General features: G+C 61.0%; 20 protein-coding genes and 1 tRNA gene. 12 read left to right on the top strand and 9 right to left on the bottom strand.

Features of this window, described 5'->3' with window-relative positions; genetic code table 11:
• Nucleotides 1-2: 2 nt before the first annotated feature.
• Nucleotides 3-1,316 carry a phenylacetate--CoA ligase PaaK gene (paaK, locus tag ROE7235_RS06305; RefSeq protein WP_121093824.1) on the top strand — a complete coding sequence of 438 codons (1,314 nt, stop codon included), beginning with the start codon at nucleotides 3-5 and terminating at the stop codon, nucleotides 1,314-1,316.
• A gap of 1 nt (nucleotide 1,317) precedes the next feature.
• Nucleotides 1,318-1,914, top strand: coding sequence for a TetR-type transcription factor C-terminal domain-containing protein (locus ROE7235_RS06300; RefSeq protein ID WP_121093823.1), 597 nt, complete (start codon nucleotides 1,318-1,320; stop codon nucleotides 1,912-1,914).
• Between the two features lie 58 nt (nucleotides 1,915-1,972).
• Here the strand turns inward: ROE7235_RS06300 and rpsO are convergent, their stop codons facing one another.
• Complete coding sequence (rpsO, locus tag ROE7235_RS06295; protein WP_121093822.1) at nucleotides 1,973-2,242, bottom strand: 30S ribosomal protein S15; 270 nt, start codon at nucleotides 2,240-2,242, stop codon at nucleotides 1,973-1,975.
• A 248-nt stretch (nucleotides 2,243-2,490) separates the two neighbouring features.
• Here rpsO and ROE7235_RS06290 point away from each other — a divergent pair, with 248 nt between their 5' ends.
• A complete protein-coding gene (locus ROE7235_RS06290) occupies nucleotides 2,491-3,471 on the top strand; it encodes a calcium-binding protein (protein WP_121093821.1) in 981 nt (326 codons plus the stop codon).
• 137 nt (nucleotides 3,472-3,608) lie between these two features.
• Here ROE7235_RS06290 and tig read toward each other — a convergent pair whose 3' ends face one another.
• Entirely contained in the window at nucleotides 3,609-4,949 is a 1,341-nt protein-coding gene (tig, locus tag ROE7235_RS06285; protein WP_121093820.1) for a trigger factor, read from the bottom strand.
• 196 nt (nucleotides 4,950-5,145) lie between these two features.
• On the opposite strand from tig, the gene ROE7235_RS06280 reads away from it, so the two are divergent.
• Nucleotides 5,146-6,636, top strand: coding sequence for an alpha/beta hydrolase (locus ROE7235_RS06280; RefSeq protein WP_121093891.1), 1,491 nt, complete (start codon nucleotides 5,146-5,148; stop codon nucleotides 6,634-6,636).
• A gap of 3 nt (nucleotides 6,637-6,639) precedes the next feature.
• Here ROE7235_RS06280 and ROE7235_RS06275 read toward each other — a convergent pair.
• A tRNA-Leu gene (locus ROE7235_RS06275) sits at nucleotides 6,640-6,724 on the bottom strand.
• A 195-nt stretch (nucleotides 6,725-6,919) separates the two neighbouring features.
• Between ROE7235_RS06275 and ROE7235_RS06270 the strand changes: the two genes are divergently transcribed.
• Complete coding sequence (locus ROE7235_RS06270) at nucleotides 6,920-7,390, top strand: Hint domain-containing protein (protein ID WP_121093819.1); 471 nt, start codon at nucleotides 6,920-6,922, stop codon at nucleotides 7,388-7,390.
• On the opposite strand, the gene ROE7235_RS20870 is transcribed toward ROE7235_RS06270, so the two are convergent.
• Together ROE7235_RS20870 and ROE7235_RS20865 are read right to left on the bottom strand one after the other, a co-directional pair.
• On the bottom strand, nucleotides 7,371-8,252 hold the full coding sequence (locus ROE7235_RS20870) for an NAD(P)H-hydrate dehydratase (RefSeq protein ID WP_306418858.1): 882 nt from the start codon (nucleotides 8,250-8,252) through the stop codon (nucleotides 7,371-7,373). The genes ROE7235_RS06270 and ROE7235_RS20870 overlap by 20 nt on opposite strands.
• Entirely contained in the window at nucleotides 8,249-8,848 is a 600-nt protein-coding gene (locus tag ROE7235_RS20865) for an NAD(P)H-hydrate epimerase (RefSeq protein ID WP_306418857.1), read from the bottom strand. Before ROE7235_RS20865 ends, ROE7235_RS20870 begins: the two co-directional genes overlap by 4 nt.
• A gap of 230 nt (nucleotides 8,849-9,078) precedes the next feature.
• Here ROE7235_RS20865 and ROE7235_RS06260 point away from each other — a divergent pair, with 230 nt between their 5' ends.
• A complete protein-coding gene (locus ROE7235_RS06260) occupies nucleotides 9,079-9,417 on the top strand; it encodes a P-II family nitrogen regulator (RefSeq protein ID WP_121093818.1) in 339 nt (112 codons plus the stop codon).
• Nucleotides 9,418-9,468: 51 nt separating this feature from the next.
• Nucleotides 9,469-10,875 carry a type I glutamate--ammonia ligase gene (glnA, locus tag ROE7235_RS06255; protein WP_121093817.1) on the top strand — a complete coding sequence of 469 codons (1,407 nt, stop codon included), beginning with the start codon at nucleotides 9,469-9,471 and terminating at the stop codon, nucleotides 10,873-10,875.
• Nucleotides 10,876-10,937: 62 nt separating this feature from the next.
• Here glnA and ROE7235_RS06250 read toward each other — a convergent pair whose 3' ends face one another.
• Nucleotides 10,938-12,416 (bottom strand): NAD-dependent succinate-semialdehyde dehydrogenase, encoded by a 1,479-nt coding sequence (locus ROE7235_RS06250; RefSeq protein ID WP_121093816.1) that lies wholly within the window; start codon nucleotides 12,414-12,416, stop codon nucleotides 10,938-10,940.
• Between the two features lie 167 nt (nucleotides 12,417-12,583).
• Between ROE7235_RS06250 and ROE7235_RS06245 the strand changes: the two genes are divergently transcribed.
• The 3 genes from ROE7235_RS06245 to pheS all read left to right on the top strand — a co-directional run bounded on the left by ROE7235_RS06245 (nucleotide 12,584) and on the right by pheS (nucleotide 16,897).
• Nucleotides 12,584-14,053, top strand: coding sequence for a sensor domain-containing diguanylate cyclase (locus ROE7235_RS06245; protein ID WP_183073350.1), 1,470 nt, complete (start codon nucleotides 12,584-12,586; stop codon nucleotides 14,051-14,053).
• 293 nt (nucleotides 14,054-14,346) lie between these two features.
• Complete coding sequence (gene mgtE, locus ROE7235_RS06240) at nucleotides 14,347-15,747, top strand: magnesium transporter (protein WP_121093814.1); 1,401 nt, start codon at nucleotides 14,347-14,349, stop codon at nucleotides 15,745-15,747.
• A 76-nt stretch (nucleotides 15,748-15,823) separates the two neighbouring features.
• Entirely contained in the window at nucleotides 15,824-16,897 is a 1,074-nt protein-coding gene (gene pheS / locus ROE7235_RS06235; RefSeq protein ID WP_442476004.1) for a phenylalanine--tRNA ligase subunit alpha, read from the top strand.
• A gap of 3 nt (nucleotides 16,898-16,900) precedes the next feature.
• Here pheS and ROE7235_RS06230 read toward each other — a convergent pair whose 3' ends face one another.
• The 3 genes from ROE7235_RS06230 to gatB form a co-directional block, all read right to left on the bottom strand.
• Nucleotides 16,901-17,308, bottom strand: coding sequence for a DUF4177 domain-containing protein (locus ROE7235_RS06230; protein ID WP_183073348.1), 408 nt, complete (start codon nucleotides 17,306-17,308; stop codon nucleotides 16,901-16,903).
• A gap of 52 nt (nucleotides 17,309-17,360) precedes the next feature.
• A complete protein-coding gene (locus tag ROE7235_RS06225; RefSeq protein WP_121093812.1) occupies nucleotides 17,361-17,837 on the bottom strand; it encodes an acyloxyacyl hydrolase in 477 nt (158 codons plus the stop codon).
• 75 nt (nucleotides 17,838-17,912) lie between these two features.
• Nucleotides 17,913-19,427 carry an Asp-tRNA(Asn)/Glu-tRNA(Gln) amidotransferase subunit GatB gene (gene gatB / locus ROE7235_RS06220; RefSeq protein ID WP_121093811.1) on the bottom strand — a complete coding sequence of 505 codons (1,515 nt, stop codon included), beginning with the start codon at nucleotides 19,425-19,427 and terminating at the stop codon, nucleotides 17,913-17,915.
• Nucleotides 19,428-19,619: 192 nt separating this feature from the next.
• Here gatB and ROE7235_RS06215 point away from each other — a divergent pair, with 192 nt between their 5' ends.
• Both ROE7235_RS06215 and ROE7235_RS06210 read left to right on the top strand, forming a co-directional pair.
• The gene (locus ROE7235_RS06215) at nucleotides 19,620-20,207 is read left to right on the top strand and encodes a lytic transglycosylase domain-containing protein (protein WP_147434175.1); all 588 of its coding nucleotides are present in this window, start codon (nucleotides 19,620-19,622) and stop codon (nucleotides 20,205-20,207) included.
• Between the two features lie 31 nt (nucleotides 20,208-20,238).
• Nucleotides 20,239-21,312 carry a FliM/FliN family flagellar motor switch protein gene (locus ROE7235_RS06210; protein ID WP_121093809.1) on the top strand — a complete coding sequence of 358 codons (1,074 nt, stop codon included), beginning with the start codon at nucleotides 20,239-20,241 and terminating at the stop codon, nucleotides 21,310-21,312.
• The last annotated feature ends 23 nt before the right edge of the window (nucleotides 21,313-21,335 follow it).

The raw sequence follows: 21,335 nt of genomic DNA, 5'->3' as shown, positions 1-21,335 counted from the left end.
CCATGGAAGACCTGTCCCCCAAACCGGGCGATCTGGACCCGATTGAAACCGCCTCGCGCGATGAGATCGCCGCGCTGCAACTGGAACGGCTCAAATGGTCGCTGAACCACGCCTATAACGGGTCGGCCTTCTACCGCGCCAAGTTTGATGCGGCAGGTGTCCACCCCGATGATCTGCACAGCTTGGCGGACCTTGCGAAATTCCCCTTCACGGTGAAAACCGACCTGCGCGACACCTATCCGTTCGGCATGTTTGCCACCCCGCGCGAGCAGCTTGTCCGGTTGCACGCCTCCTCTGGCACGACGGGTAAGCCCACGGTGGTTGGATATACCCAAGGCGATATCGACCGTTGGGCCGACCTGGTCGCGCGCTCCATCCGCGCGGCCGGTGGCCGCAAAGGCGACATCGTGCATGTGGCCTATGGATACGGGCTGTTCACCGGCGGGCTTGGCGCGCATTACGGGGCGGAGCGGCTGGGCTGCACGGTGGTGCCGGTGTCGGGCGGTATGACCGAACGGCAGGTCACGCTGATTACGGATTTCAAACCGCGCGTCATCATGGTGACGCCCAGCTACATGCTGTCCATCCTCGATGCCTTCCACAAGGCGGGGCTTGACCCGCGAGACAGTTCGCTAGCGGTGGGCATTTTTGGCGCAGAGCCGTGGACCAATGCCATGCGCGCCGAAATCGAACAGGCGTTCGACATGCATGCGGTGGACATCTACGGCCTGTCCGAAGTGATGGGTCCGGGCGTAGCGCAGGAATGCGTGGAAACCAAGGACGGGCTGCACCTGTGGGAGGATCATTTCTACCCAGAGATCATTGACCCCGCGACGGGCGAAGTCTTGCCCGATGGTGAAATGGGCGAGTTGGTGTTTACCACCCTGACCAAGGAAGGGCTGCCGATCATCCGCTACCGCACACGCGACCTGACACGGCTGCTGCCCGGCACCGCGCGGTCCATGCGGCGGATAGAGAAGATCACCGGGCGCAGCGACGACATGATTATCTTGCGTGGGGTGAACATTTTCCCGACGCAGGTGGAAGAGCAGATCCTGAAATGCGCCGGCCTTGCGCCCCATTTCCAGATCGAGCTGACCCGCGCGGGCCGGATGGACGAGATGATCATCCATGCAGAGGCCGGGCCCAACGCAGCAACCGAGGATGCGCTGTCTGCCAGCACACGCGAATTGGCGCATCATGTCAAATCAACCCTTGGCGTCACCGCAAGGGTGGTTGTCCATGCCCCCGGCGGCGCGCCCCGGTCCGAGGGTAAGGCGAAGCGCGTGCTCGACAACCGCCCCAAGGCGAATTGACATGGCCCGCTCGCGCGCCCGCGATTTCGAAGCAAAGCAACGTGCCATCCTGCGCGCGGCGGCGGCGGTGTTTGCCGAGGCGGGGATGGACAAGGCGTCCATGGCGCAGATCGCAACCCGTGCCGATATGTCCAAGGCGCTGCTCTACCACTATTATCCGGGCAAGGATGCACTGATCTTTGACATCATCCGCACGCATCTGACCGAACTCGACGCCGCTATCGCGGCTGCCGAAGATACCAAGCTGCCACCGCGCGACAGGTTGCGCGCGCTGGTCCATGCGGTGCTGGAACAGTATCGCGACGCCGATGATTACCATATGGTTCAGTTGAACGGCACACGCGCTTTGGCGGCTGACCAGCGTCAGGTGATCGTCATGTTGGAACGCGGCATCGTGCGAAGATTCTCGACGGTAATTCGTGCCATCCATCCCCAGATCGACCATGAACGCCCCATCCTGACTGCGGTGACCATGTCGCTGTTCGGGATGATGAACTGGGCCTATATGTGGTTCCGCGACGGTGGGCCTGTCACCCGCACCGATTATGCCGACATTGCCACGGATATTTTCCTTGGAGGGTTCGAGCGCCTGCAATAACCCCGCACGCAAAACGCCCGCCAAAGGGCGGGCGCTGCAAGCAGTGTGTTTCGATTGCTTAGCGGCGAATGCCAAGCTTTGCGATCAGAACACGGTAGCGCGCTTCATCCTTGCCGCGCAGGTAGTCCAACAGCTTCCGGCGCGTGGCGACCAGCTTCAGCAGGCCGCGGCGGGAATGGTTGTCTTTCTTGTGCGTCTTGAAATGCTCGGTCAGGTTGGTGATGCGCTTGGTCAGCACGGCAACCTGCACTTCGGGCGAACCGGTGTCACCCTCGGCGCGGGCGAATTGCTTGATGGTTGCGTCTTTGTCTTCGGCTGTGATCGACATCGGGAACTCCTTCAAAAAGTGGTCGGATACGGCGCATGCCGGGATGTCGTCCAGCAAGGCCAGCTAGGCGCGGCACACAGGGCACCGCAGGGCGAGGCAATAGCTGATCACGGTCGCGAAGGAAAGGGGAAATAGACGGCCGCGACCGTTAACCAAATATACAGATAGCATAGGGTAATCTTGCAATAAGCCTTCGGAACATAACCGGAATATGAGAGTATGGGGGTAGAAAAGAAAGGCGTGCCTCTATGTGGTTACTCTTGGGATTGCTGGGAAGCATGACGGCGCTGTCGGCCAGTGACCTGTTTACGGCACAGGGATTCGGTGCCGGAAATGCGGATGACACGGATGATGACCCGCAAGACGAAGATGATGACAGCGGCGCGCCGAACGGGTTTTCCGGCATCGCAACAGGGTTCCCGGATGATGACCCAGGCGAGGTGGCAGATGGTGGCCAGGGCGCGACACCCCCGAGCAGTGATGTGGGCGCCGCCGACCCGCCCTCGGATGATCCGGCAATGGGATTGTTCGACGGGCTTGGCCTGCGCGTGCACAGCTCTGACGTGTTTCCCGACCCGGAACCGGACACATTCCAAACGCTGGCTGGTGACGAAAACGACAACACGCTGCGTGGCGCTGCACTGGATGATGTGATCGCCGGCAATGGGGGCCATGACAGTTTGGCCGGCCATGGCGGCAATGACTGGCTTGACGGCGGCGCGGGGGATGACAGCCTGATCGGCGGCGACGGCGACGACACCCTATTGGGGGGCGCGGGCAATGACACCCTGATTGGTGGCCTTGGCCATGATCTGATGATCGCCGGATCGGGCGACAACACTGTTATGGCGGGCGACGGGGATGATACTTTGCTTGGGCAGGCCGGAAGCAGCTTTTTGAACGGTGGCAATGGCAGTGACCTGTTGCAAGCGGGCGCCGGAAACCAGCTTCACGGTGGCGCGGGCGACGATATTTTCCTGCTGCCTGGCGCGATGCCTGGGGCGGACGGTCCCGCGCATATCCTCGACTACGCAGCGGATGAGGATCAGATCCAACTCAGCTACGATCCAGCACAAGGGCTGCCAGAATTGTCTATCACCTTCGCCGCCGACACGCCCGGACTTGCCGAAATCCGCATAGACGGGAATGTTATGGCGACTGTTGCAAATGCCGGAACCCTTAGCCCGAGCGATATTGCTCTGGTCGCGCAGACCGGCCCGACCTCGTAGCGTTCTCGAAGCTTGCACCCGCTGCCTATCTATAGCCGGGGTGCTACAATCACGCCGCAGCCCCACAGCCTATGAAAAAGCCCCCGCCAATGGCGGAGGCTTTCGAGCGCGTGCATTTATCTTGAGCCGCGCGGCGCTTAACTTGCGTCGTCTTCCAGCGTTTCGACGGCCTTTTGCAGCTCGTCCTTGCTGACTTCTTTCTCGGTCACCGTGACTTGCTCAAGGATGTGGTCAACCACCTTATCCTCGAAAAGCGGTGCGCGCAGTTGCTGCTGCATCTGTTGGTTCTTCTGAATAAACTCAAAGAACTCGCGCTCTTGTCCCGGATACTGGCGCGCCTGTGCGATGACCGCTTGGGTCATCTCCTGGTCGCTGACTTCGATTTCCGCTTTCTGCCCGACCTCGGCCAGCAGCAGACCCAGCTTCACGCGCCGCACTGCCAGCTTGTCGCTTTCCTCGCTGCGTTCAATCTCGCCGTGTGAGTGGTCGGTTTCTGCGGTGTCTTCCTTGTTTGCGTCATGCCACAGTTGGTGGGCAATCTGCTTGCTCTCGGCATCCACCAACGACGGCGGCAGATCAAAACTGACTGCTTCGTCCAGCGCATCCAGCAATCCGCGCTTCAGCACCGCGCGCGATGCCTGACCATATTCCGCCTCAAGCCGCTCTGCGATCTGCGCTTTCAGAGCGTCCAGATCCTCTGCGCCGAATTGCTTGGCCAAGTCGTCGTCGATCGCAGCTTCAGCAGGTGCTTTCACAGCTTTGATGGTGCAGGCGAATACGGCTTCCTTGCCAGCCAGATGCTCTGCACCGTAATCGTCGGGGAAGCTGACGGTCGCGTCTTTGCTGTCGCCCGCCTTGACGCCGACAAGCTGCTCTTCGAAACCGGGGATGAACTGGCCGGACCCCAGCACCAAAGGGAAATCCTCTGCCGCGCCGCCCTCGAACGCTTCTCCGTCGATCGTGCCAACGAAATCCATCGTGACCTGATCGCCATCTTCGGCGGCCCCGTCCTTGTCGTCAAAGTTCTGCGCGGACTTCGCAAGGTTCTCCAGCGCTTCCTGCACGGCGGAATCTTCGGCCTTCACAACCAATTTCTCCAGCGTCACGCCATCCAGCGCGGGCAGTTCGATCACGGGCAGCGCTTCGTAGTTGAGTGAGACGACGACATCGTCGCCCTCTTTCCACTCGTCATTGGTCATCTTGACCTCTGGCTGCATGGCAGGACGGTCGCCGCTGTCCTTGAAATGCTGCTCCATCGCGCCGTCCACGGCATCTTGCATGGATTCGCCCAACAGACGCTGTCCGAACTGCTTTTTCAGCAGGGCCATGGGCACCTTGCCCTTGCGAAAACCCTTCATCTCGATTTCAGGCTGGGCTTCGACCAGCTTTTCATCGACCTTCGCGGCCAGTTCATCCGCCGTGACGGTGATGGTGTAGCCGCGCTTCAGGCCTTCGTTAAGCGTTTCGGTGACTTGCATGGGCATCCTCGTATGGGTGACAGGCCGCCGGATGGGCGGCCTGAGGAAATTTGCGTCTTACTAAGGGTCGCATGGCGCAGGATCAAGCCTGTTTCTATCCCGGCCGGCCTGCAAGCCGCCGTGAACCGATCAGCCCTTTCCTTTTTCCAGCGAAGCGCTCAGTTTCAGCCAAAGCCAAGCCATGGGTCAGCGTCACATGCGTCTTCTGTTTGCCGGTCTTGCCGTGTTTGTCATCGCAACTTGCGTCTTGCAGCTAGAGCAAGACCGCGCCGGGCTGACGATTGCCCCGTTGGACGGCACAGGGTCTACACCCGCCACGTTATACCTGCGTGACGGGGGCGGGGCTGCGCCTGTGGTCGTGGTCGCGCATGGCTTTGCCGGGTCGCGGCAGTTGATGGAATCCTACGCCCTGACCCTTGCGCAGGCGGGATATGTCGTCGCCAGCTTTGATTTCAAAGGTCATGGCCGCAACCCCGTGCCGATGTCGGGCGATGTAAACTCCATTGACGGGACCACACGGCTGCTGATGGAAGAGACCGCGCGCGTGGCCCGCGCCGCGCTGGACCATCCGCGCGCCGATGGACGGCTGGCCTATCTTGGGCATTCCATGGCGTCAGATGTCGTGATCCGGCAGGCGCTGGAAAGCCCGCCGGCTGACGCTGTCGTCGCCGTGTCCATGTTCAGCCAAGCGGTCAGCCCGACCGAGCCGCGCAACCTGTTGGCCATTGCGGGTGCGTGGGAAACACGGCTGGCGCAAGAAGCCTTGCGCACCCTGCGTCTGACAGACCCCGATGCGGCGCTGGGCCAGACCACGGGCGACCCCGCCGCAGGCACCGGGCGCAGGGCAGTCGTCGCGCCGCATGTCGAACATGTCGGCGTGCTGTATTCCGCAACCGCGCAAAGAGAGGCGCGCGACTGGCTCGACGCCGCTTTCATGCGCGCGACGGACAGTCCTGTGCCGCAACGTGGTGGGTGGATCGCATTTTTGCTGGTGGCAACGGTCGCACTTGGCTGGCCGTTGGCGCGCAGTCTGCCACAGTCCACGCCGCCGAAAGCTGTCATGGGCAGGCGCGCCTTTTGGGCGGCCGTGATACTTCCGGCCTTGGCGACGCCGCTTGTGCTGGCCCCGTTCGAGTTGAGCTTCCTGCCCGTATTGGTGGCCGATTATCTTGCCGTGCATCTTGGTGTGTACGGGCTGCTGACCTTGGGGTTTTGCTGGCGTTCCGGACTGGTGCGCGGCCAGTTCCCCGCGCGCGCCTTCTGGATTGCGGGCGCGGTTGCGCTGTTCGGGATTGCTTTGTTCGGTGGGGTTCTTGACCGCTATGTCGCGTCCTTCGTGCCGCATGCCGGGCGGGTGCCTGTGATCGCGGGGCTTGCGCTGGGCGCGGTGCCGTTCATGCTGGGTGATGCACTGCTATGCGAGGGCGGGCGCGCTGCGCTCTGGCGTGTTTTGGCGGCGCGTATCGCGTTTCTGGCCTCGCTCGCACTGGCGGTCGCGCTCGACTTCGAGGGGCTGTTTTTCCTCGTCATCATCATGCCGGTTATCGTGCTGTTCTTTTTGCTATTCGGCACGATGGGCGGCTGGGTCGGTCGCCGTACCAGGCTGCCTGCCGCTGCGGGAATAGGCTTGGGGCTGGTGCTGGCGTGGTCGCTTGGCGTCAGCTTTCCGATGTTCCAAGCCGTATAAGTTTGGTGCGGGTGGAGGGACTTGAACCCCCACGCCTTGCGGCGCCAGAACCTAAATCTGGTGCGTCTACCAATTTCGCCACACCCGCATTAAGCGCGATTTAGCAAAGCCGCGCGGCGGGTGCGAGTGGAAAATTGCGTTTCGCCAAAGAACCGACATGCCCCCGCCCGATTTCTGCCTTAATTCCTGATGATTGTCGCTGATAGTGAAACAGTGAAGCGTTTCGTAGGTGTTTACCCTTCCGTCATATTTTGGCGCTAGGCTACGATCAGAGGATTGAGACATGACAACCATTTCGCTTGCGCCCCCGTTGCGCGCCCTTCGCACATCCGCCCCTCGACCGGGCGCACTGGAACCGACAGGGTTTGGCCGCGCGGTGCGCGTGCGAACGCTGATGGGCTGGCAGCCGGTCGAACGCCTGATGGCGGGCGATCTGGTGTTGGACAAAGCAGGCAACCTGCATGAATTGCGGGGCGTGCGCCAAAGCCGGGTTGATGGGGCATTCGTCATTCGGATACGCCGCAAGGGTCGCGCGCCACTGGTGGTCGGCGCCGCTCAGGTTTTGGGCAGCGATGACTGGCGCGCACAGGTCATCTTTGGACAAGCCGCCGCATGCCCCGCCGCGCGCATGGTCGATGGTACCGCAATCCGGCGCGGCCAGCCACGCGGCGCGATGTTGTATCATTTGCAGTTCGACACAACCGTCTGTCTGGATGTCGATGGCGCGACGGCCATCATTCCAGCCGCGCAATAAGCTGCGCCAGAACGCGCGGCAGCATGTCCGGCAAATCGTCAGCGGTCAGTCCCGGCCCGAAGGCCAGGGCACAGTCCGCATGGAGCCACGCCCCCCAGCAGGCCGCATCGAACGGTGTGTACCCGCGCGCGAGCAATCCGCAAATCATCCCCGCCAGCACATCGCCAGACCCTGCTGTGGCCAGCCAGGGCGCCGCGCGGTCGTAGCAGGCGGCGTGCAGCGCAACCTGTCCGTCGGGGGTGGCAATGACGGTATCGGGGCCCTTGAAGACAATTGTGCAACCCAGCGCGCGTGCCGCGTCGCGCGTGGCATCCAGCTTTGAATACGCCGGGCCGGCTTGGGCCGGAGCGTCCAAGCGCGCAGCGATGTCGGGGCAGAGCCGTGCGAATTCACCCGCATGGGGGGTCAGCACGCAGCCCGTGTGCAAAGCGGCTTTCAGGATTGGGTCGCGGGCCAGATGGGTGATCGCATCGGCATCCAGCACGACGCCGCATTCCGATGCGCCAGCCAGCGCCGCGCCGACCAGATCGGCCTGATCTTGGGCCAACCCAAGCGCGGGCCCCAACAGCACCACGCGAACTCGCTTGTCCGCCAGTTGCTCGCGCAACGCCGCGGCATGCGCGCAGGTGTCCAACATGATCGCATCCAGCCGCGCCGCGTTTTCGGCCAAGGCCGCGGGTGGGCATAGCAGCGTCACCGCGCCCGCGCCGATGCGCAGCGCGGCACGCGCGGCCAGTCGCGCCGCTCCGCCCTTGCCCGGCCCGCCCGAAAGTATCAGGGCGTGACCATGCGAATACTTATGCGCAATCCGTGGTTTGCGCAGGTCGGGCAGCCAATCCGGGTCAATCAGCCGCGCGGTCAAAGCCCGATCCCCACAATATGAAGCGTGCCGCAGAATTCCGGCCCATCTGCCAGATAGTGCCCCGGTTTGGCCCGGTGAAACGTCACCGTCAGGCCCGAGCGTGCGCAGGCGGAGCCTTGCAGCACCCGCCCGCTATCTGCGTCCAGTCCCGACGGAATATCGACCGCAATCGCCGCGCCGCCCGCTGCGCAGAAGCGGTCGTGACAGTGCAGCCAGCTTGCCATGGCCGGGTCAGAAATCGGGCGTGTCAGCCCCGTGCCGAACATGGCGTCGACTGAAAGGTCACCGTCAAACTGTGTCGGGGGTGTCGTCGCACCGTCGGCCACCGGCATCGCCAGCCGGTTGAAATTGTGACGGGCATCCTGCGGTAGCTGGTCAGGGTGCCCGAAGGTCACGACCTGAACCTGCCAGCCATTTGCGTGCAGCAGGCGGGCAATGACAAAGCCATCGCCGCCATTATTTCCCGGCCCGCATAAAATACGGGCGCTTCCGCTTCTCAGCGCGGGCCAGTTCGTATGGAATGATGCGACGACACCCGCGCCTGCCCGTTCCATCAATGCCAGCCCTGTAACGGTGCCAGAATCAATTGCCGCCATCTCAACGGCGCGCATTTGGGCAGATGTCAGAATTTCAGTCACTTTTCTGCACCGTGAATTATCAATACGCCTAAATAATAAGCGGCCTGCACATTAAAAGTGCGCAGGCGCTTGTTTTGGCATTGCCCTGACCGCGTTCAAACCCTTATCAGATTGTGGCCCATATCTGAACATGATCTGTCAGGGGCAAGCCATCGCGGGCAACTGCGACACTTGAGGAGGCCAACCGCATGAAAAAGATCGAAGCCGTCATCAAGCCGTTCAAGCTGGATGAGGTAAAGGAGGCGCTGCAAGACATTGGCGTGCAGGGGCTTTCCGTGCTGGAGGTCAAGGGATTTGGCCGTCAGAAAGGGCACACCGAGTTATATCGGGGTGCCGAGTATGTCGTCGATTTTCTGCCAAAGGTGAAAGTAGAGGTCGTGTTGCCCGACGATCAGGTCGAAAGCGCGGTAGAGGCGATCATCGCCGCTGCGCGCACTGACAAGATCGGTGACGGCAAAATATTCGTCTCGCCGGTGGAGCAAGCGATCCGCATCCGCACCGGCGAAAGCGGGGACGACGCGCTGTAAGGCGCCCCTGCAACAGCCCCAACACACGGTTCAAGAGCAAAGGGAAAACACATGAGTGCTGCTGACGTTCTCAAGATGATGAAAGACGAAGATGTCGCCTATCTGGACATCCGTTTTGTAGACCCCCGTGGTCGTATGCTGCATGTCACCATCATCAACGATATGGTTGACGAGGATTTTCTGGAAGAGGGCTTCATGTTTGACGGCTCTTCGGTTCCCGGCTGGAAGGGGATCGAGGCATCGGACATGAAACTGGTTCTGGATACCGACAGCATCTATATTGATCCATTCTACGCTGAGAAAACGCTGGCAATTCACGCCTCTATCGTAGAGCCCGACACCAATGAGCCCTATGAGCGCGACCCGCGTGGTACGGCGCAGAAAGCTGAAGCATATCTGAAAGCCTCTGGTATTGGCGATGCGTCCTATTTCGGGCCGGAAGCCGAGTTCTTTGTTTTCGACAGTGTCAAATTCTCGGATTCGATCAGCAAGGTCGGCTATGAGGTGGATGCCGAGGAAGCCGCCTGGAACACCGACACCGACTACGAGCACGGCAATAGCGGCCACCGTCCGGGCGTGAAGGGTCATTACTTTGCGATGAACCCCACCGATGCCAATCAGGACATGCGGTCTGAGATGCTGACCACCATGAAAGACATGGGAATGAAGGTCGACAAGCACCACACAGAGGTGGCGTCAGCGCAGCATGAGCTTGGCTTGATTTTTGGTTCGCTGACCAAGCAGGCCGACGAATTGATGAAATACAAGTATGTCATCAAGAACGTGGCCGATGCCTATGGCAAGACCGCGACCTTTATGCCCAAGCCCGTCAAAGGCGACAACGGCACCGGCATGCATGTGAACATGTCGATCTGGAAAGATGGCAAGCCGCTGTTCGCAGGCGACAAATACGCCGACCTGAGCCAGGAAGCGCTGTATTTCATCGGTGGTATCCTGAAGCACGCCAAAACGCTCAATGCCTTCACCAACCCGTCGACCAACAGCTACAAGCGCCTGATTCCGGGTTTTGAAGCTCCGGTGTTGCGCGCCTATTCCGCCCGTAACCGGTCGGGCTGTGTGCGTATTCCGTGGACGGAAAGCCCCAAGGCAAAGCGTGTCGAGGCCCGCTTCCCCGACCCGTCGTCGAACCCGTATCTGTGCTTTGCGGCACTGTTGATGGCCGGTCTTGACGGTATCAAGAACAAGATCGACCCGGGCCCCGCGTCGGACAAAGACCTGTATGATCTGCCGCCTGAAGAGCTGGAAGGCATTCCCACGGTTTGCGCATCCTTGCGTGAGGCGCTGGACAGCCTGGCTGCCGATCACGACTTCCTTCTGGCCGGTGACGTATTCACCAAGGACCAGATCATGGCCTACATGGACCTGAAATGGGAAGAGGTCTACGCCTACGAACACACCCCGCACCCGGTTGAATACACGATGTATTACAGCTGCTAAGCGGTTCGACGAAAAGAAAGCCCCCGCATTTGCGGGGGCTTTTTTGGTATCCGGAAGCGATACTAGACGCTCAGACACACATATTTCATTTCCATGTAATCCTCGATCCCGTGGCGCGATCCTTCGCGCCCGATGCCCGATTGCTTGACGCCGCCGAACGGGGCCACCTCGGTCGAGAAAATGCCCGTGTTCACACCCACCACGCCATATTCCAGCGCCTCCTGCACGCGCGTCACACGACCGATGTCGCGGCTGTAGAAATAGCTGGCCAGCCCGAAAATGGTATCATTGGCCATGGTAATCGCCTCTTCTTCGGTCTTGAAGCGGAACAATGGCGCGACGGGTCCGAAGGTTTCCTCTTTTGCAATCCGCATCTCTTGTGTGACGCCTGCCAACACCGTGGGCTGGTAGAAGTTGCTGCCCATGTTGTGACGCGCGCCGCCGGTCAGCACCGCGCCGCCCTTGGCCAGCACATCATCGACATGGGTTTCGACCTTGGCCACCGCGTCATCATGGATCAGCGGGCCAAGTTGAACATCATCGGCCAACCCGTCGCCAACGCGCAATTCGGCCACGGCGTTTGCCAGCTTCTCTGCAAAAGCGTCGTAAATTCCATCCTGCACATAGAACCGGTTCGCGCAAACGCAGGTCTGGCCGTTATTGCGGAATTTGCAGGCCACCGCACCCGCGACGGCGGCCTCCAGATCGGCATCATCGAACACGATGAAGGGGGCATTGCCGCCCAGTTCCATCGAACATTTCATGACCTGATCGGCGGCTTGACGCATCAGGATGCGCCCAACCTCTGTGGAGCCAGTAAAGCTTAGCTTGCGCACTTTGGGGTTCTCGCAAAACTCTTTGCCAATGTCCGATGCGCGTGACGAAGGCAGGATTGACATCAACCCCTTGGGCAGGCCCGCGCGCTCTGCAATGACGCCAATGGCCAGGGCCGACAGCGGCGTTTCCGAGGCCGGCCGCCCCACAAAGCCGCAACCCGCCGCAAGCGCGGGCGCGATCTTGCGCGCGATCATGGCGTTGGGAAAGTTCCAAGGTGTGATGGCAGCGGCCACCCCGATAGGCTGCTTCAACACGGTCAGCCGCTTGTCGGGCTGGTGGCCGGGGATGGTTTCGCCGTAAATGCGCTTGGCCTCTTCGGCGAACCATTCGAAATAGCTGGCCCCGTATCCGATCTCGCCGCGCGCTTCGGCAAAGGGTTTGCCCATTTCAGCGGTCAGGATCGTGCCAAGATCATCGGCATGTTGCATCATCAGATCATGCATTTTGCGCAACACGCCCGCGCGGTCCTTGCCCGTGCGTGCAGACCATGCGTGGCGTGCGGATTCTGCCGCGTCGATGGCGCGCGCGACTTCCACACGCGACAGGTCCGCGACTTGTGCAATCACATCCCCGCGCGCAGGGTTCGTCACCTCGAAAGTTGCTGCATCATCCGCATCGATCCAGTCGCCCGCGACAAAGGCGCGGGTTTCCAGCAGGCCGGGGTCGTTCAACAGGGATTTCAAATCGGTCACGGAATCGCGCATAGTCTCTCCAATCATCGGGGTATCGGGGGCAAATCGGGCAGTGCCCAGATTTTTGTCCAAGCTAACGCCCCGCGGCGATAATGTCACGGCTTGTGGCCCTGTCGCGGCGCTCACGAATTCTTAACCCGCCTGCGCGATGCTGTCCCCCGCGTGATATGAGGTTGGGAATGTGTGCCAAAGATTGCTTGGGTGGTGACGACCTTGATGAGGGGTTCTATGCGGCCCTGGTGGCGCGGCATTCGTCCGATGGGGTTGTCATCAGCGGGCCGGATCGGACCGCACTTTGGGTCAATACCGCCTTTTCGGCGCAAACAGGGTATGCGCTGGCCGATATTCAGGGCAAGGAACCGGGCAGCCTGCTGCAGGGGCCGGATACCGACCCGGACGCCGCGCGCGCTATTGCGCTTGCCTGTAGTCAGCGGCGCGAGGTGCGTCTGGATATCCTGAACTACATGCGCGACGGGACGCCGTTCTGGGTCGATCTGAAAGTGACGCCGGTTTATGACGCGGCGGGGCTGCACACGCATTTCATCTCGACCATGCGCGACATATCAGAGCGCAAGGCGCTGGAAGATCAGAATGAAGAGATGCGCCACTCAGAGGCGATGCGCCAGTCCGAACGCCAGCTTCTGGCGCTGACTAGCGAATGGTTATATTCCGCAAAATCCTTTGAAGAACTGCTGATGGTGGTCCGCCGCGCCATGCACACGCTGATCCCTGAAGCGGATGGTGCCTTGTATATTTACGGACCCCAACGTGCCACGCTGGATCTGGTGGCGAGTTGGGGCACAATCCCCGAATTTCCCGAACATATCCTGCCCGATGATTGCTGGGCGCTGCGTCGGGGGCGGGCCTATGCGTTCGGGCTGAAACCCATCCAGTTTCCGTGTGACCATGTCCACAAGAAGGACACGCCGTATTTCTGCCTGCCGATCATCGCACATGGCGAAACCATAGGGTTAATGCACATCATTTTCGACGGGTTCGAAGAGGACGGGATGATGCGCCATATGCGTGCAGAGGTTCTTAGCAACCGCTGGGATATTTCGCTGATCTGTGCTGAACAAATCAGCCTTGCCGTGGCGAATGTGCGTTTGCGACACGAATTGCAGGAACGCTCGGTGCGCGATCCGCTGACGGGTTTGTGGAACCGCCGCTGGTTCGGCGAGCAGGCGACGCGCGAATTGACCATTGCAGAGCGTGAAGGCACCGATATGTCGCTTATCGCGATTGATGTCGACCATTTCAAACAGTTCAACGATCAGTTTGGCCATGATGCGGGGGATCTGGTCCTGCGTGAGGTGGCGGGGCTTATGCAAACCCTTGGCAACGAACAGGTCTTTCCCTGCCGTTTGGGGGGCGAGGAATTCACGCTGCTATGCACCCAGACACCGGTAGCCCCCGCGGTGGAGATTGCTGAAACCCTGCGCAAACGGGTTGCTGGCTTGCAACTTTCGGCCGGGGGGGCGCCGTTGCCCACCGTCACCATCTCTTGCGGGGTGGCCAGCTTTGCCCAAGACGGACGAACGCTCGATCTGCTGATGAAAGTGAGCGACAGGGCGCTTTACAAAGCTAAACAGTCCGGTCGCAACCGGACAATGACGAGTGCTGCTCTGGTGGATGACGACGGCGCGTAGACCGCCCCCGCATACGCGCAAATACAGCTGAAAATCCTTGACCTGAGAGATGTTGTCAGACCTCAACACAGTTTGACTCTGACACCGCATGACCCTACAGAACCCTTGTCATGCTTGCAGGCTGACGCAACCATCAAAGGCAATTATGGACGGTAGCTCTAGGCGGGTGCAGCCTTTGTCCCGCGACATTGCAGACGGCCCGCAGGGCCACGACCGCACCGCGCGCGCCGCGGGCTGCTGACCGGGTTGAACCCGGCACGCCGCCCCGCTCGCCGCAGGGCAGGGGATCACGGATGACAGCCCAAACACCACTTGTAGAATTTCGCTTCGACCCCGACCCAGAGAGCGGGTTTGACGCGGCGTTCATCGCCATTGAGGTCACGCGCCTGTTGCGCGAAGGGCAGATGACGGTGGTCGGCGAATTCGTCGACTCGCTGGAACTTGCCGACGCGGCCGCGCTGCTCGAAGAACTGGCAGAGGGCGACGATCTGGATGTGATGCGCATGTTGCCGCTGCATGACCAGGCCGAAATCATCGGCTATTTGCGGCCGCGGGCGCAGGTTGATCTGGCTACCCGTATCGCGCGGCGCGATCTGGCCAAGCTGATGACCGCGATGAGCCATGACGAGCGCGCCGACCTGTTCAAGCAACTGGACGAGGAAGCGCAGGACGCGATTCTGCCCGCCTTGACCAAGGCAGAGCGCGAGGACTTGCGACGGCTTGCGTCTTATGAGGAGTGGACGGTCGGATCGGTCATGACATCTGACTATGCCACGCTTGCCCCCGAATTGACCGCCGCGCAAGCGATCGAGGCGCTGCGCACGCAGGCGCTGGACGCCGAAACCATCTACACGGCCTACATCGTCGACGAAGCGCGCAATCTGCTGGGCGTGGTCAGCCTGAAAGACATCGTGACGGCGCGGCCGCGCCAGCGCGTCGCCGACCTGATGGATACCGAACCTGTCTGGGTTCGTGCCGACGACGAACAAGAAGACGCCGCGCGCCTTGTCAGCCGCTACGACCTGCTGGCATTGCCGGTGCTGGACAACAATGACCGGCTTGTCGGCATCGTGACCGCCGATGACGCGATGGACGTGTCGGAAGAAGAAGTCACCGAGGATTTCCACAAAGGCTCTACCGTCGGTCCGCTTGAAACCTCGGTCGCGGAATCGACGATCATGATGCTCTATAAAGCGCGGATCGTCTGGCTGGTGTTGCTGGTCTTCGGCAATATCTTTTCCGGCGCGGGCATAGCGTATTTCGAAGCGACCATTGCCGCGCATCTGTCGCTTCTGTTCTTTTTGCCGCTCTTGATCGCATCCGGGGGCAATGCGGGGACGCAATCGGCCACGCTGATGGTGCGCGCCCTTGCCACGGGCGATGTCCGGCCCGCCGATTTCGGGCGCCTGCTGGGGCGCGAATTCATCATCGCACTGGCCCTGGGCCTGACGATGGCGGCAGCAGTGTCTGCCATCGGCATATGGCGCGGCGGGCCGGAAATTGCGTTGGTGGTGGCCACGGCCATGATCGTGATCGTTCTGGCGGGCGCGATTTTGGGTATGTGCCTGCCATTTGTCTTTAACAAGTTGGGTCGCGATCCGGCCGCGGCGGCGGGCCCCTTGGTGGCGTCGCTGGCAGATGTCCTGGGCGTGCTGACCTATTTCACCATCGCGCGCGCGCTTCTGGACCTGTAGCGCGCTTGCATCCCGTGGCGGCTTTGCCTATTGCCACGGGGCTAGAACACCAATCCAAGGGTGGACCATGGACGGAATTTCAGACCTGCGCGCGAAGTATCTGGAGCAGATCGGGGCCGCACCCGATGCCGCCGCGCTGGAGGGCGTGCGCCTTGCTGCGTTGGGCAAGAAGGGCGAGATCGCGCTTAAAATGCGGGAGTTGGGCCAGATGAGCGCGGAAGAGCGCCAAGCGGCAGGCCCTGCGCTGAACGGCCTGAAGTCCGAGATCGATGCGGCGCTGAAAGCGCGCAAATCCGCTTTGGAAGATGCCGCTTTGGATGCCCGTCTGAAAACCGAATGGCTGGATGTGACCCTGCCGGGCCGCCCGCGACCCACGGGCAGCATCCACCCGATCAGCCAGGTGATGGAGGAACTGACCGCCATTTTCGCCGATATGGGCTTTGCCGTCGCCGAAGGCCCGCAGGTGGAATCGGATTGGTTCAACTTCGACGCGCTGAACATTGCGCCCGAACACCCTGCGCGGCAAGAGCATGATACTTTCTTCATGCATCGCGCCGAGGGCGATGACCGCCCGCCGCATGTGTTGCGCACCCATACCAGCCCCGTCCAGATCCGCGCCATGCAGGCGCAGGGCGCACCGATCCGTGTGATCGCGCCGGGGCGCGTTTACCGTATGGACATGGACCAGACCCACACGCCCATGTTCCATCAGGTCGAAGGGTTGGCGATTGACCGCGATATTTCGATGGCACAGCTAAAATGGACGCTGGAGGAATTCTGCCGCGCCTTTTTCGAGCTGGACGAGGTAGAGCTACGCTTCCGGGCCAGTCATTTTCCGTTCACCGAGCCGTCGGCAGAGGTGGATATCCGCTGTTCTTGGGACAATGGTCAGCTAAAGCTGGGCGAAGGCAATGACTGGCTGGAAATCCTTGGGTCGGGTATGGTGCATCCGCATGTGCTGCGCGCAGGTGGCATAGACCCTGACCAATGGCAGGGCTTTGCGTTCGGCATGGGGATCGACCGGATCGCCATGCTGAAATATGGCATCCCAGATTTGCGGGCGTTCTTCGAATCCGATTTGCGGTGGTTGCGCCATTACGGGTTTGCCGCGCTGGACCAGCCCTCACTGGCTGCGGGCCTGTCGCGCTGACAGTTAATCGCGCCGTGTTTCGGTCAGACGCGGGCTACGGTCCTCAAAATAGCGGTCGGGGCTGCCCAGTTGAGGTTCTGCCCGTGTCTGCGCGCTATAGTCCTGCTGAGGATCATGCCCGTCTTCATAGCTCTGCTCTTGCTGGTGCTGCGCGGGCATTTGTGTGGCCAGTGCTGCGGCAGACAGGCGGCGAAAGATCAACAGGTCATGGTTGACCTGTGTTGTCCCGGTGAGCCCCTTGCGTTCGTCGCTGGCCAAGGTGTCGGCGCGCCAATATTCCCAACCCTCAGCCGCAAGGTCGTTCAGTAGCAAGGTCATCTGATGCGCATAACGGTCAGTTGGGGTTTTCAGCCCCTTGACCTTTGCCCCTTTGCGAGGGGCGGGCACAACAAGATACTCATAATTGTCCATCTTCGTGTCCTTGGGCTGCGTCGCCGGTTGTCTGGCAAGTTCGTAGAGATGTTTACTTCAACGGTATAGATGCGAACGCATATACGGTGTTCAGGCCGTTATTGGGTGTGTTCAATCCCGCGTTGGAACGATGGTCCGCGCCGATCCCGGCTTCGACGCCATTATCCCAGCGATACCCGATATCCAGTGCGTTGCGAAACTGTATCGCGCCACCAAGGTCGCGGCCATTTCCTTGCCGATACGCCCCGGCCATCGACGTTATCCGCAGGAACAGACCCTCTGCGTTGGGCCCGAGTGTCAGGGCAGCACCGACGCCCACCCAGCCGGACCCATTGCCCGCGACAGAGACGCCGACGGCAGGATGCAGGTCCCACACTACCGGTTCGGGCGCGATGTAGCGAAACGAGGCTTCGCCGCTGCCAACACCAAGCTGGCTTCCGGCCCCGACAATGATCCTTGCGTCATCGGCAAGCGCCGGGGTTGATACTGACAAAAGGGACACAAACAAAACAGAAATCAGGTATCGCATGAGTCTTCTCCGCAATTGACGGCGTGAAATTCTAGCGCGCCGTGTAGCATTTCGCCCTCGGGCACCTGCTTCACGTTAGCTTGATAGCTTTTGTGTGACAATTTTGTTCACGGCGGCCGGGTTGGCCTTGCCGCCCGTGGCCTTCATGACCTGCCCTACAAACCAACCGGCCAGTTTGGGGTTCTGCTTGGCCTTTTCCACCTGCGCGGGGTTGGCGGCAATAATCTCATTCACCGCCTGTTCGATCGCGCCGGTATCCGTCACCTGCTTCATGCCGCGTTCCTCGACAATCGCTGCGGGGTCGCCGCCTTCGGTATAGACAATCTCGAACAGGTCTTTTGCGATCTTGCCGGAAATATCGCCCGATTTTATCAGCTTTATCACACCCGCCAACTGGCTGGCAGACACGGGGCTTTCGCCAATCTCGCGCGCGTCCTTTTTTAGGCGCCCGAACAATTCGTTGATGACCCAATTTGCGGCCAGTTTGCCATCGCCCGCATCTGCCACCACCGTCTCGAAATACGCCGCATCGGCCAGATCGGCGGTCAGGACAGAGGCGTCGTAATCCGTCAGCCCGAAATCGGCCATGAAGCGGGCTTTCTTGGCGTCGGGCAGTTCGGGCAGTGTCGCGGCAATGCCATCGACCCATGCCTGTTCAATCTCCAGCGGCAGAAGGTCGGGGCATGGGAAATAACGGTAATCATGCGCCTCCTCCTTGGAGCGCATGGACCGCGTTTCCCCCTTGTCGGGATCATACAGGCGCGTTTCCTGAACTATGCTGCCGCCATCCTCCAGAATGGCGATCTGGCGGCGGGCCTCGTAGTCGATGGCCGCTTGAATGAACCGCATGGAGTTCATGTTCTTGATTTCGCACCGTGTGCCCAGATGCCCGAAATCCTGCGTTTCTTGATATTTCTCATACTGACCGGGGCGGCAGACCGACACGTTCACATCCGCGCGCAGGTTGCCGTTTTGCATATTGCCGTCACAGGTGCCCAGATACCGCAATATCTGGCGAAGTTTGCCGACATAGGCGGCGGCTTCTTCTGGCCCGCGAATGTCGGGGCGGCTGACAATCTCCATCAGCGCCACACCCGTGCGGTTCAGGTCCACGAAAGACATGTTCGGGTCCATGTCATGGATGGATTTGCCCGCGTCCTGCTCGACATGGATGCGTTCTATCCGCACCAGCCGTGCCACGCCCGCGCCCATGTCGACCAGCACCTCGCCCTCGCCCACAAGCGGGTGGTAAAGCTGGCTGATCTGGTAGCCCTGCGGCAGGTCGGGGTAGAAATAGTTCTTGCGGTCAAAGGCCGACCACAGGTTGATCTGCGCTTTCAACCCCAGCCCGGTGCGCACCGCCTGTTCGATGCAGAATTCGTTGACCACCGGCAGCATGCCCGGCATGGCGGCATCGACAAACGCCACATTGGAATTGGGTTCCGCGCCAAAGCGGGTCGACGCGCCGGAAAACAGCTTGGCCTGACTTGCGACCTGCGCATGAATCTCCATCCCGATGACCAGTTCCCAGTCGCCCGTCGCGCCGGAAATAATCTTGGGTGCCGGCGATTCGTATGTCAGGTCAAGCATGGGCTGCGCTCCTGTAAGGCCTAGTTTGCAGCGTTCTAGAGCAAATGCAGGGCAATGGGAAAGTGCTTTTCGTGTTGCCGAGCTATCGGCGGAACGCCGCCGCCATGTCGGCGAGCAGATTGTCGAATCAGCGCGGGCCTGCGAATAGGCCAGTGTGGCCCCATGATCGGCCTCGCCACTCGGACCCCTGACATGCGTTTTCCTGTTCTTGCCACATGCGTGGCGTTTGCCCTTATGGCTGGTTGCACCACCGCAACAACCCAAACCGCACCGGAGATCGCCGCGCGCTGGGACCACCGGCCAGAGGCTGCGCGCTGGACCGCTGCGCAATATACCGCTCTCGGGAAGGAAGGCCGCGCGTTGATAGACACAGTTCCGGCGGATATCGACGCGTTTTGTCCGGGCTATGCGCAGGCCGATGACAGAGGACGCAAGGCATTCTGGATCGGGTTGTTTTCCGGGCTGGCATTCTATGAAAGCACATGGAGGCCCGAAGCTGCGGGCGCGGGCGGGCGCTATCGCGGCTTGTTACAAATCTGGCCCACCTCGGCGCGCTATTATGGCTGCGACCTGTCGCATCCCAAGGGGCTTTATGATGGTGCAACAAATCTGCGCTGTGCTGCCCGAATCGCGGCGCAGGCCGTAGAGCGTGACAAGGTTGTTGCAGGCGCTTCGGGCAATTGGGGCGGTGTCGCCGCAGATTGGCCACCCCTGCGCGACGCAGCCAAACGCCGCGACATCGCCGGGTTCACGCGCAGTCTGCCTGCCTGCCAGACCTGATCCGTTCACGGATTGCTAACTCTTTTTTGCCATGCTGCCAGATAACAGGGCAGAACTTGGCGATATGGAACAGGCACAGGCACCAGAGAGCGAGGACGCGGTCGACCCGCTGACGCGGATGGCGCAGCGCAACCGTGCGAAAGCGGCGCAGCAAGGTTCCATTTTCCACGCCGCGCTGTCGCAGGCTTTTGGCCGGATGTGTACGGGGTATTCGGGGCTGGACGGCACGGTCACGCATGTATCGCGGCGGACCGTCTCGATGGCCGAACTGGTCGATCTTACTGAGCCGGGCATGTTTCTGGCGCTGTTGGAAGGGCCGGGCGACGGAATGGGCATGGTTTGGCTTTGCCCGGTCACAGTGGCGGCGATGGTGGAAGTGCAGACCACGGGTCAGGTCTTGCCCGGCGCCGTCAACCCCAGCCCGCCGCGACTGCCGACCCGGACCGACGCCGCATTGCTGGCGCCAATGGTGGATTCGTTTCTGAACCAGATTTCCAAACGCTGCGCCGAACTGCCCGAGAGCGCAGTTGTCTGCGGCTATGTTTACGGGTCTTTTCTGGATGATCGGCGGCCTATCGGGGTCGTTCTGGATGATCTTGACTATGAGCTTGTGACATTGCGGGTTGCGCTGTCCCAAGGCCACATCACGGGAACATGGACCCTTGTTTTGCCGCACCCCGCCGCTCCCGCCGAAACGGCCCCGGCTGATGACGGGGACTGGCAAAGCCGGATGGCAGGGGCGGTCGAAAACAGCGCCGTCAGCCTGAACGCGGTTTTGTGCCGGGTCCGGCTGACCCTGAACGAAGCGTTGGCACTGGCACCGGGCGATGTGTTGCAGGTGCCAGATTCGGCACTGGAAACGCTGGGTCTCAGTGCCATGGGCGGTGCGCAAATCGGCAGTGGGCGTTTGGGGCAGGCGCGTGGGTTTCGTGCCGTTCGGCTGACATTCGATCCAGGCACCAAAGGGCACAACGCTGCCTTGCCGGCGCCGCCGACACTCCGCTTTGCCAAGGCTCCGTCGGTCCCGTCGCGGCCGGCGCCGGCTACTGCAACACCGTCACATATCCCTGACTCTTGGTCACAGAATGGAGGTGCTGAAGGCTAGGGGTTTGTTACGACACGCCTTGC

Origin of the sequence: Roseinatronobacter ekhonensis, assembly GCF_900499075.1 — a bacterium.
Classification (GTDB): domain Bacteria; phylum Pseudomonadota; class Alphaproteobacteria; order Rhodobacterales; family Rhodobacteraceae; genus Roseinatronobacter; species Roseinatronobacter ekhonensis.
Note: the sequence above shows the minus strand (reverse complement) of the source record. Positions and strands in the feature narration are given on the sequence as shown.

What these genes read in the sequence shown, in the direction of transcription:
- ROE7235_RS06300 (WP_121093823.1), top strand. Translation starts at nt 1,318, where the DNA reads ATGGCCCGCTCGCGCGCCCGCGATTTCGAAGCAAAGCAACGTGCCATC.
- ROE7235_RS06210 (WP_121093809.1), top strand. Translation starts at nt 20,239, where the DNA reads ATGCTGCCAGATAACAGGGCAGAACTTGGCGATATGGAACAGGCACAG.
- ROE7235_RS06290 (WP_121093821.1), top strand. Translation starts at nt 2,491, where the DNA reads ATGTGGTTACTCTTGGGATTGCTGGGAAGCATGACGGCGCTGTCGGCC.
- tig (WP_121093820.1), bottom strand. Translation starts at nt 4,949, where the DNA reads ATGCAAGTCACCGAAACGCTTAACGAAGGCCTGAAGCGCGGCTACACC.
- glnA (WP_121093817.1), top strand. Translation starts at nt 9,469, where the DNA reads ATGAGTGCTGCTGACGTTCTCAAGATGATGAAAGACGAAGATGTCGCC.
- ROE7235_RS06250 (WP_121093816.1), bottom strand. Translation starts at nt 12,416, where the DNA reads ATGCGCGATTCCGTGACCGATTTGAAATCCCTGTTGAACGACCCCGGC.
- rpsO (WP_121093822.1), bottom strand. Translation starts at nt 2,242, where the DNA reads ATGTCGATCACAGCCGAAGACAAAGACGCAACCATCAAGCAATTCGCC.
- ROE7235_RS06225 (WP_121093812.1), bottom strand. Translation starts at nt 17,837, where the DNA reads ATGCGATACCTGATTTCTGTTTTGTTTGTGTCCCTTTTGTCAGTATCA.
- mgtE (WP_121093814.1), top strand. Translation starts at nt 14,347, where the DNA reads ATGACAGCCCAAACACCACTTGTAGAATTTCGCTTCGACCCCGACCCA.
- paaK (WP_121093824.1), top strand. Translation starts at nt 3, where the DNA reads ATGGAAGACCTGTCCCCCAAACCGGGCGATCTGGACCCGATTGAAACC.
- gatB (WP_121093811.1), bottom strand. Translation starts at nt 19,427, where the DNA reads ATGCTTGACCTGACATACGAATCGCCGGCACCCAAGATTATTTCCGGC.
- ROE7235_RS20865 (WP_306418857.1), bottom strand. Translation starts at nt 8,848, where the DNA reads ATGGCGGCAATTGATTCTGGCACCGTTACAGGGCTGGCATTGATGGAA.
- ROE7235_RS06215 (WP_147434175.1), top strand. Translation starts at nt 19,620, where the DNA reads ATGCGTTTTCCTGTTCTTGCCACATGCGTGGCGTTTGCCCTTATGGCT.
- ROE7235_RS06270 (WP_121093819.1), top strand. Translation starts at nt 6,920, where the DNA reads ATGACAACCATTTCGCTTGCGCCCCCGTTGCGCGCCCTTCGCACATCC.
- ROE7235_RS06280 (WP_121093891.1), top strand. Translation starts at nt 5,146, where the DNA reads ATGCGTCTTCTGTTTGCCGGTCTTGCCGTGTTTGTCATCGCAACTTGC.
- ROE7235_RS06260 (WP_121093818.1), top strand. Translation starts at nt 9,079, where the DNA reads ATGAAAAAGATCGAAGCCGTCATCAAGCCGTTCAAGCTGGATGAGGTA.
- ROE7235_RS06230 (WP_183073348.1), bottom strand. Translation starts at nt 17,308, where the DNA reads ATGGACAATTATGAGTATCTTGTTGTGCCCGCCCCTCGCAAAGGGGCA.
- ROE7235_RS06245 (WP_183073350.1), top strand. Translation starts at nt 12,584, where the DNA reads ATGTGTGCCAAAGATTGCTTGGGTGGTGACGACCTTGATGAGGGGTTC.